General features: G+C 66.0%; 8 protein-coding genes and 1 pseudogene. 5 read left to right on the top strand and 4 right to left on the bottom strand.

Annotated elements, in window-relative coordinates:
* Positions 1-7 precede the first annotated feature (7 nt).
* The gene (locus PKB_RS15260) at positions 8-514 is read left to right on the top strand and encodes a GNAT family N-acetyltransferase (protein WP_043253016.1); all 507 of its coding nucleotides are present in this window, start codon (positions 8-10) and stop codon (positions 512-514) included.
* Here the strand turns inward: PKB_RS15260 and PKB_RS15255 are convergent.
* On the bottom strand, positions 507-818 hold the full coding sequence (locus tag PKB_RS15255) for a DUF6916 family protein (protein ID WP_043253013.1): 312 nt from the start codon (positions 816-818) through the stop codon (positions 507-509). The two genes, PKB_RS15260 and PKB_RS15255, sit on opposite strands and share 8 nt — an antisense overlap.
* A 46-nt stretch (positions 819-864) precedes the next feature.
* Entirely contained in the window at positions 865-1,413 is a 549-nt protein-coding gene (locus tag PKB_RS15250; protein WP_043253012.1) for a phage tail protein, read from the bottom strand.
* A 195-nt stretch (positions 1,414-1,608) separates the two neighbouring features.
* Here PKB_RS15250 and PKB_RS15245 point away from each other — a divergent pair.
* The 3 genes and pseudogenes from PKB_RS15245 to PKB_RS15235 all read left to right on the top strand — a co-directional run bounded on the left by PKB_RS15245 (position 1,609) and on the right by PKB_RS15235 (position 12,652).
* Positions 1,609-2,431 (top strand): annotated as a pseudogene (locus tag PKB_RS15245) (sulfotransferase family protein).
* A gap of 46 nt (positions 2,432-2,477) precedes the next feature.
* Positions 2,478-11,087, top strand: a complete 8,610-nt coding sequence (locus tag PKB_RS15240) for a DUF4347 domain-containing protein (protein ID WP_084166655.1) — start codon at positions 2,478-2,480, stop codon at positions 11,085-11,087.
* A gap of 53 nt (positions 11,088-11,140) precedes the next feature.
* Positions 11,141-12,652, top strand: coding sequence for a TolC family protein (locus PKB_RS15235; RefSeq protein WP_043253011.1), 1,512 nt, complete (start codon positions 11,141-11,143; stop codon positions 12,650-12,652).
* Positions 12,653-12,699: 47 nt separating this feature from the next.
* Here PKB_RS15235 and PKB_RS15230 read toward each other — a convergent pair whose 3' ends face one another.
* Both PKB_RS15230 and PKB_RS15225 read right to left on the bottom strand, forming a co-directional pair.
* Entirely contained in the window at positions 12,700-13,521 is an 822-nt protein-coding gene (locus tag PKB_RS15230; protein ID WP_043253010.1) for an alpha/beta fold hydrolase, read from the bottom strand.
* Between the two features lie 249 nt (positions 13,522-13,770).
* Positions 13,771-14,589, bottom strand: a complete 819-nt coding sequence (locus PKB_RS15225) for a helix-turn-helix domain-containing protein (RefSeq protein ID WP_043253009.1) — start codon at positions 14,587-14,589, stop codon at positions 13,771-13,773.
* 180 nt (positions 14,590-14,769) lie between these two features.
* On the opposite strand from PKB_RS15225, the gene PKB_RS15220 reads away from it, so the two are divergent.
* Complete coding sequence (locus tag PKB_RS15220) at positions 14,770-16,212, top strand: alanine/glycine:cation symporter family protein (RefSeq protein ID WP_043253008.1); 1,443 nt, start codon at positions 14,770-14,772, stop codon at positions 16,210-16,212.
* Positions 16,213-16,274: the final 62 nt, after the last annotated feature.

Below are 16,274 nucleotides of genomic sequence, written 5' to 3'. Positions count from 1 at the left end.
ACGGACGATGCTCAATTTCCATTCCAGCGGTCTTGGCCTGCGCCCTGCGCGGGCATCCGACCAGGCCTTTCTCGAGGCCTTGTATCGCTCGGCCCGACCTGAACTGCAGTTGATCGATGGTGAGCAGGACCTCATCGAGACCATCGTCCAGCAACAGTTCCAAGTCCAGGCGGCGGGGCTGGGCGAGCAGTTTCCCGATGCCCAGCACTACGTGATCGAGCGGATCGACACACGCATTGGCGAGCTGGTCTTCGTGGCGGGGGTGGGCGAAATACGCCTCCTCTATCTTGCATTCCTGCCCGAAGCCCGCGGGCTGGGCTTCGGCAGCACCATCATCCGTGGCCTGCAGCAGGCCGCCGAGCAGGCCGGTTGCGCACTGACCACGGTGGTATGGGCCAGCAACCAGGGGGCTCGGCGCCAGTATCTGCAACTGGGTTTCGAAGTGCAGCAGCGTGACATCGCGGCCGAGCGCCTGGTGTGGTGGCCGGAGGCGCTGCGTCCGCCGCTCAGTTGAAAATGATGCTGTAGTAGGCCAGGTTGGGGTCGCGTCCCAGCGGCGGGTTGCGCGTGACGAACAGGTCGCGGATCGCGCCGGTGCCGGGTAGGTCGAGGCAACAGAGGCCATCCACGAAGTCGGTGGGGTCCGAACTATGCAGGGTCACGCAGAACGGTATTCGAGTGCTGCCGGGCACGGCTGAACGCGGTGCCTGGGTCACCGTGTCGATCACGATGGGCAGCGTGTTGCCGTCAGGCAGTTGCAGCGTCAGGGACTGGTCGAGAAAGGCTCGGAAGTGATCGCTGTGTAGCAGGTCCAGCATGTGAGGCTCCGGAAACGGCGCCTGTGTGCCAGGCGCCGGCTCGTGGTCAGTCGCGCGAAGGGAAGATGCCTTCCAGGCAGATGCAGAAGTTCAGCGCCAGGAAGGGGCTTTGGATCGACACCGGCACGCCGCCGCCGGTGAAGGTTGCGCTGGCGCCCTTCAGCGTGACCGGGTTTGCGCCCTGGGCGTCGGAATAGATGGTTGCTGTTCCTTGGCCGCCGCCTGATGCGCCCAGATAGCTATTGGCGCTGCTGGGGACACTTGCAGGGGAACTGGCGGTAGTGGCGAGTTGCACGTTTACGTTGAGGCTGTGCGGGGGCAGGTTGCTGGAGAGCAGGGTGACGCTCTCCGTGCCGCCGACCTGGCCCAGCTCATAGTTGCTCAGGCCAAGGCCCTGGCCATAGCTCAACGGGGTGCGTCCACGCAAGTCGGGGAGGCCGAAGTTGGTCTGGCCATTGCCGCCGTACATGGTGCCCAGCAGCGCAAAGACGGCCGAGTACTGGGAGATGGGTAGCAACTGGCCCGAACAGGTTGCCCACCCCCTGGGCGCGAAGTTGAAGCCGAACGGAATGATGGTGCCGATGAATACTTCCATGCTGTGTCCTTTCGTTGTTATGCGTGATGGGACCGGTACTGCCTGGCGCTCCGGCCGGGGGCCACTCTAGCGGGCTTTTTTTGCCAGAAGAAGTTTTCGGAATATTTCGATGACTATGCGCATTGCACTGTACGAAAATTCCTAGCTGACTTAGCATGCGCTAATTGCATTGTGCCAGTGGGTAGTGTCGCAAGGATGCCAGGATTCCACTTCATTTCCGGTTTGCCGCGTTCCGGCAGTACCCTTCTGGCGGCTATCCTCCTGCAGAACCCGCGCTTCCACGCCGGCATGTCGAGCCCAGTGGGAGGACTCTTCAGCAGCGTGCGCGAGCACTGCAGCGCCGGCAGCGAATTCGCGCCTCTGATCACCCATGAGCAGCGTCGCAACCTGCTACGCGGCCTGTTCGATTCCTATTACGCCGACCAGGCCGACAAGTCGGTGGTGTTCGACACCAACCGCCTGTGGTGCGCCAATCTGCCAGCCCTGCGCGAACTCTTCCCGCAGTCCAAGGTGATCGCCTGCGTGCGCAACGTCGCCTGGATCATGGACAGCCTGGAGCGGCTGTTCCGCGCCAATCCCTTCGAGAACACCAAGCTGTTCGCCGATGCCAGCGAGCGCAATTCGGTGTACAGCCGTGTCGAGACGTTGGCCCAGCGCAACCGCCTGGTCGGATTCGCCTGGAGCGCGCTGAAGGAAGCCTATTACGGCGAGCAGGCCGATTCGCTGCTGGTGATCGACTATGACCTGCTGGTGCAAAACCCGGAGCAGGTGATACGCCTGGTCTACCAGTTCATCGACGCCCTGGTTCGAACACGACTTCGACAACCTGTCCTACGACGCCCCGGACTTCGACGAATCCCTGGGCGTGGCCGGCTTGCACCATGTGCGTCCGCAGGTGGCCCGGCGCGAGCGGCGCACGCTGCTGCCGCCGGACCTGTTCGAACAGTACAGCAAGCTTTCCTTCTGGGAAGACGGCAGCGGCAGTGCAGCCAACGTCATTCGCATCAAGAACAACTGAATAACATCGCCGGCCTGCGAGTTGCCGGAGCGAAAGGGTACATGCCATGCAATGGATGAAGCGCGTGTTCGGCGAGACGGTGCGCCGCCAACAGGAAACCCCGGACGTGCAGCCGACGCTGATCATGGCGCTGGAGCCGCGCATGATGTTCGACGGCGCGGTTGCCGCGAGCGTCGGCGAAGCGGCCAAGCCGACCGATACCCAGGATGCCGTCGCCGACAAGGGCGCCGCGGCCACGCATAGCAAGGACAGCGACAGCAGCCATGCCGCCGCCACTGGCGACGTCCGCAGCAGCGATGCGGGGCAGGGCGCCCAGGCCGGCAGTGGACGCAACGTGGTGTTCGTCGACTCGCGCGTTGAGGATGCCAAGCAACTGCTGCAGGGTGTCGCGTCGAATACCGACGTGGTCTTCCTCGACCGCAACGGCAACGGTGTGCAGCAGATGGCGCAGTACCTGGCTGCGCATCCGGGTGCCGCTTCAGTGCAGATCATCGCCCACGGTAATGCCGGCGACTTGTGGCTGGGCAACAGCTATGTCAGTGCGGAGAACATCGCTGACTACGGCGCCTCGCTGAACCAGCTCGGGGCTAACATGCAGGCCGGCGGCGACATCCTCGTCTACGCCTGCAGCACCGCCCAGGGCGAGCGCGGGCAGACCTTCGTCGATGAGCTGGCGAGCCTTACTGGGCGCGATGTCGCAGCGTCGAATGACCGGACCGGCGCCGGCTCGGACTGGGACCTGGAAGTCACCACCGGCAACATCGAAGCCCGCTCCGTGCTTTCCCAGGCATCCGAGGCCGCCTATGGCCACGACCTGGCGATCATCACCGTGACCAGCAATGCCGACAGCGGTGCCGGGACGCTACGCAACGCCATTGCCAGCGCCCAGGCTGGCGACACCATTACCTTCAGCAGTGCGATGACGGTAAACCTGAGCAGCGGCCAGCTCAGTATCGGCAAGAGTCTCACCATCGAGGGCGATATCGATGGAAATGGCACGGCCGACGTCACTATCGATGCGCACCAGACCAGCCGCGTTCTGGTGATCACCACCGGCACCGTCAAGCTCGACGGCCTGGTGCTGACCGGGGGCTTGCTCTCGGGCAACGGGGGTGACTACAACTCGGTAAACGGCAAGGACGCCCTGGGCGCAGGTCTCGCCGTCACGGGCGGTACGGTTACCCTGACGCATTCGAGTGTCACGGCCAACGCTGCCGCAGGGGGTGGCGGCAACGGTGGAGGCGCGGGCTACGGTTACGGTGGCGGGGGCGGCGGAGGGTTCAACGGCGTCGGTGGTGCTCGCGGGGGCAACTACAGTCCGGCTTACGCGGGGCAATCCGGTGGCAGCGGCGTCGGTGGACGTGGCGGCTTCTACGTGGGTATTTCCAACGGCGTGAATTACGTCGGCAAGGGCGGGAATACCAGCGGGGGCACAGGTGGTGCAGCCAATACCGGATTTGCCGCCGGCGGGAGTGGCGGAAGGGCGGGAAGCGCCGGCAGTGGCTACATCGGTGGCGGTGGCGCGGGCTCCGGCGCATCGCTGGCCGCTAGCGTAGGAACGGGGGGGAATGCAGCAGGCGGTATTTATATCGCCAGTGGTGCCACCCTTTATGTGGCGACCACCTCCATCACGAAAAACCTGGGGGCCGGCGGTGGCGGGGCGGGCAGCAGTTACTCGGTAGCCGGTGCCAATGGAGGTATCGGCGTCGGCGGCATCCTCAACAAGGGCACGCTGCATTACGACAGCACCTCCGTGAACCTGCTCTCCGGGCAGCAGAACTACGGTCAGGGAGGCGCTGGTGGGGGAGCGCAGCATGGGCAGGCGACGGGATCGGCAGGCTCGGGCACCAACACCGGCAACGAGAACTTGACCACGGCGGGCGCCGGTACGGTCGATTCGAGCTGGAGTCCGGATATCGCTCCGACCAATACCACCAGCGGCGGCACCACTGCCTTCATCGAAGGCAACAACACCGTGAGCACTCCGGTGGTTGTCGACAGCGGCTTCACCGTGTCCGACCCGGACAACACCTCCCTGGCCAGTGCCACTGTCAGCGTCACCGGCAACTTCCACAGCGCCGAAGATGTGCTGTCGTTCACCAACAACGGCAGCACCATGGGCAACATCGTCGGCAGCTACAACAGCGCTACCGGCGTGCTGACGCTGACCTCCGCCGGCGGGTCCGCCACCTTGGCGCAATGGCAGACGGCGTTGCGCGCGGTCACGTATTCCGACACCTCGGATACGCCCGACACCGGCAATCGCACCGTCAGTTTCACCGTCAACGATGGCAGCAGCGACAGCGCCGTCACCAGCAAGACGCTGACCGTCGCCAGCACCGACGACACCCCGGTAGTGACCACCAGCGGCGGCACCACGGCGTTCGTCGAAGGCAACAACGCCACCAGCACTCCGGTGGTCGTCGACAGCGGCATAACGGTAAACGATCTCGACAACCCAACGCTGTCCAGTGCCACCGTCGCCATCACCGGCAACTTCCATAGCGCCGAAGACGTGCTGGCGTTCAGCAACGACGGCAGCACCATGGGCGATATCGTCGGCAGCTACAACGCGGCGACCGGTTTGCTGACCCTGACCTCGGCCGGCTCGGCGACGCTGGCGCAATGGCAGGCTGCGCTGCGCGCGGTCACCTACACCAACAGCTCCGAGTCGCCTAATACAGCCACCCGCACCCTCAGCTTCGCGGCCAACGACGGCACTGCCACCGGCAATGCCGCGACCCGGACGGTAGGCGTCACTTCCGTCGACGACACCCCGATCGCCACCGCCAGCGGCGGCGCCACAGCGGCGAGCGAAAACCTTCCCGCGGTTATCGACGCCGGTCTGGTCCTGAGCGATCTCGACAACACGACCTTGGCATCGGCCACGGTCAGCATCACAAGCAACTTCCACATCGGCGAGGACGTGCTGGCGTTCAGCAATGACGGCAGCACCATGGGCAACATCCTCGCCAGCTACAACGCCACGACCGGCGTCCTGACACTGACCTCGGCCAGCGCCAGCGCAACCCTGGCGCAATGGCAGGCGGCTCTGCGCTCCGTCACCTATACCGATACCGCTGACGCGCCGAACACCGCCGACCGCAGCGTCAGCTTCGCGGTCAACGACGGCACCACCAATAGCCTGGCCGCCACCAAGACAGTCAGCGTGACCGCGGTCAACGATGCGCCCCTGGTCACCGCCAGCGGCGGCAGTGCCGCCTTCGTCGCCGGCGACAACAGCGTCAGCACGCCGGTGGCGATCGATAGCGGCATCACCCTGTCCGATCCCGACAACACCACGCTGGCCAGCGCCACCGTGGCGATCACGGGCAATTTCCATTCCGGCGAGGACGTGCTGTCGTTCACCAACAACGGCAGCACCATGGGCAACATCACCGCCAGCTACAACGCGGCGACCGGCATCCTCACCCTGACCTCGGCCAGCGCCAGCGCAACCCTGGCGCAATGGCAGGCCGCGCTGCGCTCGGTGACCTATACCGATACAGCGATAACGCCGAACACCAGCACCCGGACCATCAGTTTCACGGTCAACGACGGTGCCGCCGACAGTGTCGCGACCTCGCGTACCGTCACCGTGGCCGCCACCGACCAGACGCCGATTCTCGCTACCAGCGGCGGCACCAGCGCCTTCACCGAGGGCGACAACGTGGCCAGCACGCCGGTGGTGATCGACGCTGGCCTGACCGTCAGCGATCTCGACAACCTGACGCTGTCCAGCGCCACAGTCAGCATCACCGGCAATTTCAATAGCGGCGAAGACGTGCTGGCGTTCAGCAACGACGGCAGCACCATGGGCAACATCGTCGCCAGCTACAATGCCGGGACCGGCGTGCTGACCCTGACCTCCAGCGGCGGCCAGGCCACCTTGGCACAGTGGCAGGCCGCGTTGCGCGCGGTCACCTACGGCAACGCCTCCGATACTCCCAGCACGGCCAGTCGCGTCGTCAGTTTCAGCGTGAGCGACGGCAGCAAGACCAGTGCGGCCGCTACCCGGACGGTCAGCGTCACGGCAGTCGACGATGCGCCAGTACTCACCGCCAGCGGCGGCACGGCGGCGGTCACCGAGGCCAACAACACCGCCAGTACGCCCGTCGTGATCGATGGCGGGCTCACCGTCAGCGACCTCGACAACGGCACCTTGGCCAGCGCCACCGTCGCCGTCACCGGCAACTTCCAAAGTGGCGAAGACGTGCTGTCGTTCACCAACAACGGCAGCACCATGGGCAACATCGTCGGCAGCTACAACGCGGCGACTGGCATCCTGACCCTCACCTCAGCCGGCGCCAACGCCACCCTGGCGCAATGGCAGGCCGCGTTGCGCGCGGTGACCTATACCGACACATCCGACTCGCCGAACACCGGCAACCGCAGCATCGGGTTCTCGGTCAACGACGGCAGCAAAGACAGTGCACCGGTAACCCGGACGGTGAGCGTCACGGCGGTCAACGATACGCCGGTGTTGGGCGTGGACAGCGGCAGCGCGGCCTTCGTCGCCGGCGACAACACCGCCAGCACGCCCGTCGCGATCGACAGCGGTATCACCATCAGCGACCTGGACAACACGTCCCTGGCCAGCGCCACGATTTCGATCACCGGCAACTTCCACCCCGGCGAAGACGTGCTGTCGTTCGTCAACGACGGCAGCACCATGGGCAACATCGCCGCCAGCTTCAATGCGGCGACCGGGGTGCTGACCCTGACCTCGGCCGGCGCCAGCGCCACCCTGGCGCAATGGCAGGCGGCGCTGCGCTCGGTGACCTACACCGATACCGCTGTGACCCCGAACACAGCCACGCGGACCGTCAGCTTCCAGGTCAACGACGGCACCGATGGCAGCAACGTCGGTACGCGGACGATCACGGTCAGCGCCGTCGACCAGACGCCCATCGTCACCGCCGGCAGCGGCAGCAGCGTCTTCACCAAGGGCGGTGCTCCGGTCGCGATCGACAGCGGCATCACCGTCAGCGACCTGGACAACACCACCCTTGCCACTGCCACGGTGGCGATTACCGGCAACTTCCACAGTGGGGAGGATTTGCTGGCGTTCACCAACAGCAACTCGGCCCTTTTCGGCAACATCGTGGCCAGCTACAACGTCGGCACGGGCGTGATGACCCTGAGCTCGGCCGGCGCCACCGCGACCTTGGCGCAGTGGCAGAATGCGCTGGAGGCGGTGACCTACTCCAACGGTTCGAGCACTCCCAATGCCGCGACCCGTACCATCAGTTTCGCGGTCAACGACGGTAGCAAGACCAGCGCGGCGGCGACCCACGCCGTCGACGTCCTGGTCAACCCGTCGGTGCTGAGCGTCAGCGCGACCACGGCCAACGGCGCCTACAAGGTCGGCGATACCATTTCCATCACTGTCACCTTCGACCAGGCGGTGAACGTCGATACCTCCGGCGGTTCGCCGACCCTGCTGCTGGAGACCGGTGCTACCGATCGAACCGCGACCTACCAGTCGGGCAATGGCACCAATACGCTGATATTCACCTACACGGTGCAGGCAGGCGACCAGAGCGCCGACCTCGACTTCGCCTCGACCTCGGCGCTGTCGCTCAACGGCGCCACCATCCGCAACGCCACCAGCGACGATGCGATCCTGACCCTGGCCAGCCCGGGCGCAGCGGGTTCGCTGGGTGCCAACAAGGCCATCGTCATCGACGGCGTGGCGCCCACGGTGAGCAGCGTCTCCGTGCCCGCCAACGGTACCTACCCGGCGGGCGGCAACCTCGACTTCATCGTCAACTACAGCGAGAACGTTACGGTAGACACCAGCGGTGGCACGCCGTACATCGACGTGACCCTGGATACGGGTGGCACTGTTCGTGCCCAGTACCTCGCCGGTTCCGGCACTTCGGCGCTGACCTTCCGTCTGGTGCTCGCCAGCGGCCAGGTCGACAGCAATGGCGTCAGCCTGGGCTCCAGCGTGCAGCTAAACGGTGGCGCGCTGCGCGACCTGGCCGGCAACGCTGCGGTGACGACGCTGAACAGCGTCGGCTCGACCGCCGGGGTGCTGGTCGATGGCGTAGCGCCGACCCCCAGTGGCATCGCCCGCGTCGAGGCGGCGAGCAACAACGCCACCTCGCTGCACTACACCGTCACCTTCGACGAGGCGGTGAGCGGCGTGGACGCCAGCGACTTCACCCTGGTGGGGACCGGCACGGCTGCCGGCAGCATCAGCTCCGTCACCCAGATCGACGCGCGCACCTACACCGTGCTGATCGGTTCGGTGAGCGGCGACGGCACCCTGCGCCTGGACCTCAATGCCAGCGGCACGGGCATCACCGACCTCGCCGGCAACCCAGTGTCCGGCGGCCTGCAGGGCGGGGTCTATACGCTCGACCACACGGCTCCCGACGTGACCTCGGTCGCGGTGCCGTCCAACGGTTACTACCGTGCCGGCGACCTGCTCAGCTTTACCGTCAATGCCAGCGAAGCCGTGACCGTCGACACCTCGGGTGCCACGCCGCGCCTGGCGCTGACCATCGGCTCGAGGACCGTCTACGCCAACTATGTCTCCGGCTCGGGCAGCACGGCCCTGGTCTTCCAGTACCAGGTCCAGGCTGGCGACAACGATGCCGACGGCATCACCGTGGGCGCGCTGCAGACCAACGGCGGCAGCCTGCGCGATGCGGTTGGCAACGACGCCGTCACTACGCTGAACAGCGTGGGCAGCACCGCAGCCGTGCTGGTCGACACCACGGTGCCGACCGTCGCCAGCGTCAGCGTGCCGGCGGCAGGCGACTACAAGGCTGGCGCGTTGCTCGACTTCACCGTCAACGCCAGCGAGGCGATCACCCTCAATACCCTCGGCGGCGTTCCTCGCCTGGCCCTGGATATCGGCGGGCGGACCGTCTATGCCAACTACGTTTCCGGCTCCGGCACTTCGGCCCTGGTGTTCCAATACCAGGTGCAGGCCGGCGACAACGACGCCGACGGCATCGCCGTGCTGGGCCTGGACGCCAACGGCGGTAGCCTGCACGACGTCGCCGGTAACGCGCTGGCGCTGGGCCTGAACAACGTTGCCGATCCCTCGGGCGTGCAGGTCGACACCCGTGCGCCGCAGGTAAGCAGCGTCACTGCGATCGCCGCGGGCGACTACAAGGCCGGCCAGGTACTGACATTCACCGTCGATACCGACGAGCCGATCACCCTCGATACCAGCGGCGGCGCACCGCGCCTGGCACTGGATATCGGAGGGCGCACCGTCTATGCGGACTACGTTTCCGGTTCCGCAACTACCTTGCAGTTCCAGTACCAGATCCAGCCGGGCGACAACGACGCCGACGGGATCCAGATTCTCTCGCTGCAGAGCAACGGCAGTACCCTCCGCGACGCCGCGGGCAATGACCTGCAAGCGGGGTTGCGTAACGTTCGCGACACCAGCTCCGTGCTGGTCGACACCACCGCACCCACGGCCACCACCCTCGTGCGGGCCAATCCGTCGCCGAGCAACGCCGGGACGGTCGACTTCGACGTCAGCTTCTCCGAGCGGGTCGACGGACTGGCGGCGACTTCCTTCACCCTGCAGGCCACGGGCACGGCCAGCGGGCAGATCCTCTCGGTGACCCGACTCAACGACCAGACCTGGCGGGTCACCGTCGGCAATGTCGGCGGCGACGGCAATCTGACCCTGTCGCTGCGCGCCGACAACCAGGTGCAGGACCGTGCCGGCAATTCCCTGCAGCAGGGCCTGCAAGGCCCAGCCTATGCGCTGGACCACAGCAGCCCGCAGGTGAACGGCGTGCAGGTGCCGGCCGACGGTCGCTACAGCGTCGGCCAAAGCCTGAAGTTCACCGTCGGCTACAACGAAGCCGTGGTGGTGGACACCAGCGGCGGTGTGCCGCGCATCGCCATTACCCTGGCACAGGGCGGTACCGCATACGCGAACTACGTCTCCGGCTCCGGCACGCAACAGTTGGTGTTCGCCTATACCGTGCAAGCCGGCCAGACGGACAACGACGGCATCCAGCTGGGCGACCAGATCCTCACCAACGGCGGACGCCTGTCCGACGCCGTGGGCAACGCCGCCAGCCTGCAGCTGGGCGCTCTGCCGTCCACCGCCGGGGTACTGGTGCAGGGCTCGCTGAGTGACGGCGATCCGCAGTTCCGCACCGACCAGGGTACGCGCCCGGTTGTCATCGTGAATAGCGGCAGCCCCAGCAATGGGCCGTTCGTGCCGTCACCGCTACAACACGCCGGTCCGCCGGTGCTGGGTATGCCGCCGCTTCTGGACAGCTCCAACCTCGGTCAGGCGCAGTCGGCCTTCACCAGCCTGTTCCGCGAGGCTCCGAGCCAGAGCCAGTTCGCCCTGATCTTCTCCAATGCCAGCAGCAGCGGGCATGGCGATGGGGCAGGGATGGGCTTCCTCGGTTTCGGCGGCGGCGATGCCGGGGTATTCGCTACCAGCAGCTTGTCGTCGGTATTCGACGCTGCCCAGCAAGGGACGGACGAAGCGCTGTCCGCGTTCGACCACCGCGGCGGCAATGTTTTCGGGGGACTGCATGGCGCCTTCGCCACGCCCGGACTTGGGCAGCAGTTGCATGAGATGAACCAGCGCGAACAGCGCCAGGTCGCGGACCTGGCGAAGGCTCTTGGCGAACTCGGTCAGGAACGGCCGGCAAGCTGAGGGTGGCGGGGAAAGGGATTAACCGAAGCCGTACAGGGGGCGGCTCGAACACAATGAACAGGCATTTCCGATTCTTCAGCGTCAGCCTGCTGGCGCTGGCCATCAGCGGCTGCGCCGTGACTACTGATCCGATCACGCGCGCAGCGAGCGAGCAGCGCGCCCGTGACGACATGGCGCAGATGTTCAAGGCGCAGGAGCCGCTGCAGGCGCCGCTGACCCTGAACGACGCCACCGCGCGCGCCATCAAGTACAACCTCGAAGGCCGCCTGAAGGTGATGGAGCAGGCCCTGGCGCAGCGCCAGGTCGAACTCGCCACCTTCGACATGCTACCGCGCATGGCCGCTTCGGCCGGCTACGCCGGGCGCAACAACGTCAGCGCCGAGAGCAGCAAATCCGTGCGAACCGGCCAGCAGTCGCTGGAACCGTCCACCTCGCAGGACCGCGACCGCGACGTCGCCGACCTGACCATGGTGTGGAACGTGCTCGACTTTGGTGTCAGCTACGTCAGCGCCAAGCAGCAGGCCGACCAAAAGCTGATCGTCGAAGAACGCCGGCGCAAGGTGCGCCAGACCATCGTCCAGGACGTGCGTTCGGCCTACTGGCGCGCCGTTGCCGCCGAGCGACTGCTGGGCCGCATCGACGGCCTGATGAGCCGCGTCGACCAGGCCCGCAAGGACAGCCAGCAACTGGGCAACCAGCGCATCGGCGACCCGGTGCAGGCGATGAACTACCAGCGCTCGCTGATCGAGGCGACCCGTCAGCTAGAAGAGCAACGTAAAGCGCTGTCGCTGGCCAAGACCGAGCTGGCCACCCTGATCAACCTGGCGCCGGGCACCGAGCTGAAGCTGGCAATGCCGGCTGACGATTATCCGGTGCCGGAACTGAAGGTCGGCATGGACAGCCTGGAACGCGAAGCCCTGGCCTCGCGCCCGGAACTGCGCGAGCAGGACTACCAGGCCCGCATCAGCGCCGCCGAGACCAAGAAGGCCATGCTGCGCCTGCTGCCGGGCCTGGAGTTCTCCGCCGGCGGCCACTACGACAGCAACAGCTACATGGTCAACCAGAGCTGGGCCGACTACGGCGTGAAGGTGACCTGGAACCTGTTCAACGTGATGTCCGGCCCGGCGGCGATCAAGGTCGCCAAGGCCGGCGAAGAGCTCTCCACCGCACGCCGTCAGGCGCTGTCGATGGCGGTTCTCGCGCAGCTCTACGTGGCCAACGCCAACTACCAGGAAGCGCGCCGGCAGTTCCAGACCAGCGAAGAGCTGGCCAGCCTCGACGGGCAGATCACCCAGGAGCTGCGCAACCGCCACAGCGCCCAGGGCATCGGCGAGCTGGAGCTGATCCAGGGCGAGCTGAACAACCTCCAGGCCGACCTGCAGCGCGACCTGGCCTACGCCGAGCTGCGCAATGCCTACGGCCAGGTGTTCAGCAGCGTGGGCCTCGACCCGCTGCCGGACACCCTCAAGTCCGATTCGCTGAGCGACATCAGCCAGGCCCTGGCCAGCCGCGAAGCGCAATGGCAGCGCGGCGAGATCGCGCCGACCGCTCCGGGTTCGCGCTAAGCCACATGGCAGAGGAGGGCGGGCGCCACGTGCGCCCGCCGTCGTCGTCAGCGGTTGAGGAAGGCCAGCAGGTCTTCGTTGACCTGGTCGGCCTGCGTCGTGCACATGCCGTGGGAGCCGCCCTTGTAGACCTTCAGGGTGGCGTTGCGGACGATCTCGGCAGAGCGCCGGCCGGCCGCGTCTATGGGCACGATCTGGTCGTCGTCGCCGTGCAGGATCAGCGTCGGCACGTCGATCTTGCGCAGGTCCTCGGTGTAGTCGACCTCGGAAAACTCGTGGATGCACAGGTACTGGCCAAGGTGGCCGCCGAGCATACCCTGCAGCCAGAAGTTGTCGATCACCCCCTGGGAGGCCTTGGCGCCGGGGCGGTTGTAGCCGTAGAAGGGCAGCGCCAGGTCCTTGAAGAACTGCGAGCGATCTTCCCGCACGCCCTTGCGGATGCCGTCGAACACCTCCAGCGGCAGGCCGCCGGGGTTGTCGGCGTTCTTGATCATGATCGGTGGCACCGCGCCGATCAGCACCGCGCCTGCCACCCGCTTGGTGCCGTGACGGCCGATGTAGTGCGTCACCTCGCCGCCGCCGGTGGAGTGCCCGACCAGGGTCGCGCCCTTGAGATCCAGCGCTTCGATCACCGCCGCCAGGTCGTCGGCGTAAGTGTCCATGTCGTTGCCCTGAGCAGGTTGCGCCGAGCGGCCGTGGCCGCGGCGGTCGTGGGCAATCACGCGGTAACCCTTCTGCACCAGGAACAGCATCTGTGCGTCCCAGGCGTCGCCGGTCAGTGGCCAGCCGTGGGAGAACACCACGGGCGCGCCGCTGCCCCAGTCCTTGTAGAAAATCTCGGTGCCGTCTTTCGCTTTCACGATGCTCATGCGGTATGTCCTCGGGCCAGTTGTCGAGAAGGGCCGTACCACTGGCGTCCACTGCTTACTCCGAGGCGCTCCACGGCGAACTGGGAAGCTTAGTAAAGGCCGGTTGGCGGTCAGGCTCGGCTTGGCGCTGGCCGACGAGCGGGGCGGGGTGTTGATGCGGAAGTAGGTGTTGGTGCAGCGAAGTTGCTGGCTTGCGACCGACTGTCGGTGAATTGTCCAGCAGCGCTCCTTCGCTGCCGGCCCCGCGCCTCACTCGATCTCGAACAGACCGTTGTAGATCGGCCCGACGTCGAGCCGTTCGCGGACGTCGTCGTCGATGCGCGGATCGTCCGGGCGGTACAGCTTGACCTGGCGGTAGGCGCTGATGCGGTTGATTTCCGGGCCCAGGTACTCCCAGACCACGCGGGTGCACGCCGGGGTGCGGCGGTCGCCGCTGGAGACGCCGGTCTTCAGGCCGTTGAGGCGGGTGATGCGGCTCTTGAAGCTGGGGATGAGGATGGTCTGGCTCATCTCGTTGACCGTGAGCGACTCGTAGTCGATCAGGAACAACCGGTCCTGCAGCTGGAAGGCTGCACCCAGGTAGCGGCAGCGCACCCAATCCTCGGCCTGCACGTTGGTGCTGCTGGAGCGTTCCTGGCGCTCCTGGCGCTCGAACAGGAAGTTGCCGTCTTCCTCCCACAGGTGCACCAGCGACAGCAGGATCGAGCCGGGCACCGACATGCAGTTGGAATATTCGAAGTAGTAGCCGCAGTAGCGCGACAGATTGCCGGCCTGCTCGCGCAGCGGGCGCAGCATTTCCATCAGCGGATCCTGGCGCTGGGCGGCGGCCCGGACGGCGCCGCGCGCGCCGATCAGGCGGGCGAACTGCTCCGGCGGCAGGCCCAGCTCGTAGTCCTCGACACCGAAGAAATCGCCGATGCGCTTGAGGTTGTACGGAGTGGGGCGGCTCTGCCCGTTGAGGTACTTGTTGAACTGCCCGCGGTTGATCTGCAACTGCCGGCAGACCTCGGAAATTGAGCGGTAGTGGCTGCAGGCGAGCTTGAGATTCTCGACCAGATGGTCAGACATGGCACGGTCCGGGGGTGATGCGAATGACGCGATTCTAGCATCAGGTCGCATCAAAACCGAGCAAGACGCGAAATTGTCACAATCCGTTGCCTTGGCCAACCTTGCCCGCCATCGCCAGGCCCGACCCGGGACCGGGCGGTTCTCTTCCCATCCGAAGAACAAGAATCGAGGTCACACCCCATGCTCGACGCGCTCAACGACTTCCTCTCGGGGAAGGTGCTCATCGTCCTCATCGTCGGACTCGGCAGCTACTTCACGCTGCGTTCCCGCTTCGTCCAGTTCCGCCACTTCGGCCACATGTTCGGTGTGTTCAAGGAGTCGATCCGCGGCCAGGCTGGGCAACTGAGCTCCTTCCAGGCCCTGATGCTGAGCCTCGCCGGCCGCGTCGGCGCGGGCAACATCGCTGGTGTCGGCATCGCCGTGACCCTGGGCGGCCCGGGCGCGGTGTTCTGGATGTGGGTGACCGCGCTGGTCGGCATGTCCAGCAGCTTCTTCGAGTGCACCCTGGCGCAGGTCTACAAGCGCGCCGACGGTGACGGCCTGTACCGCGGCGGTCCGGCCTACTACATCGAGCACGGCCTGAAGCTGAAGACCATGGCGGTGGTGTTCTCCGTCCTGCTGCTGGTGACCTACGGCTTCGCCTTCAACGGCCTGCAGTCCTACACCGTGACCCATTCGCTGCAGAACGCCTTCGGCTTCGCCCCGCAGCACACCGGCATCGCCCTGGCCGTGCTGCTGGCCATCGTCTTCGTTGGCGGCATCAAGCGCATCGCGTCGGTGTCCGACCTGCTGGTACCGGTCAAGACCCTCGCCTACATCGGCGTGACCCTGTATGTGATCGGCACTCAGATCGAACACGTCCCGGCCATGCTGGAAACCATCTTCAAGAGCGCCTTCGGCCTCGAGCCTGCTTTCGGCGGCCTGCTGGGCAGCGCCATCGTCATGGGCGTGAAGCGTGGCGTGTTCGCCAACGAAGCGGGTCTGGGCAGTGCGCCGAACGTCGCCGCCGTGGCCGCCGTGCGCCACCCGGCCGCGCAGGGTGTGGTCCAGGCCTTCAGCGTGTTCCTCGACACCTTCGTCATCTGCACCTGCACCGCGCTGCTGATCCTGCTCTCGGGCTTCTACACCCCGGGCTTCGAAGGCGATGGCATCACCCTGACCCAGAACTCCCTGGCCGCGGTGGTCGGTGACTGGGGCCGCCTGTTCGTCAGCGTCGCCCTGTCGCTCTTCGTCTTCACCTGCATCCTCTACAACTACTACCTGGGCGAGAACAGCCTGCAGTTCCTGACCCGCAACCGCCTGGTGCTGATCGGTTACCGCGCGCTGGTCCTGGCGCTGATCGTCTGGGGCTCGGTGCAGAACCTGTCCACCGTGTTCGCCTTCGCCGACATCACCATGACCTGCCTCGCGTTCGTCAACCTGCTGGCCCTGGCGCTGCTGTTCAAGGTTGGCCTGCGGGTGATGCGCGATTACGATGCTCAGCGCAGTGCCGGCATCGATCAGCCGGTGTTCGACTCGGCGCAGTTCGCCGACCTCGATCTGGACCGCAATGCCTGGCCGGCCGGCCAGCAAGCCGAAGCCGAGCGCGAAGAGCCTGTAGGCCTGCCGCAGACGCACCGCTGACGGCCAGGTACGAGCCGGCCTCGCGGCCGGCTCGTACCCGATAACAAGAATCCGCAGGACCC

Source organism: Pseudomonas knackmussii B13, from assembly GCF_000689415.1.
Classification (GTDB): Bacteria; Pseudomonadota; Gammaproteobacteria; order Pseudomonadales; family Pseudomonadaceae; genus Pseudomonas; species Pseudomonas knackmussii.
This window is presented reverse-complemented; position numbering and strand designations above follow the sequence as displayed.

Coding starts and splice junctions, on each gene's coding strand:
- PKB_RS15260 (WP_043253016.1), top strand. CDS start 8: ATGCTCAATTTCCATTCCAGCGGTCTTGGCCTGCGCCCTGCGCGGGCA.
- PKB_RS15255 (WP_043253013.1), bottom strand. CDS start 818: ATGCTGGACCTGCTACACAGCGATCACTTCCGAGCCTTTCTCGACCAG.
- PKB_RS15250 (WP_043253012.1), bottom strand. CDS start 1,413: ATGGAAGTATTCATCGGCACCATCATTCCGTTCGGCTTCAACTTCGCG.
- PKB_RS15240 (WP_084166655.1), top strand. CDS start 2,478: ATGCAATGGATGAAGCGCGTGTTCGGCGAGACGGTGCGCCGCCAACAG.
- PKB_RS15235 (WP_043253011.1), top strand. CDS start 11,141: ATGAACAGGCATTTCCGATTCTTCAGCGTCAGCCTGCTGGCGCTGGCC.
- PKB_RS15230 (WP_043253010.1), bottom strand. CDS start 13,521: ATGAGCATCGTGAAAGCGAAAGACGGCACCGAGATTTTCTACAAGGAC.
- PKB_RS15225 (WP_043253009.1), bottom strand. CDS start 14,589: ATGTCTGACCATCTGGTCGAGAATCTCAAGCTCGCCTGCAGCCACTAC.
- PKB_RS15220 (WP_043253008.1), top strand. CDS start 14,770: ATGCTCGACGCGCTCAACGACTTCCTCTCGGGGAAGGTGCTCATCGTC.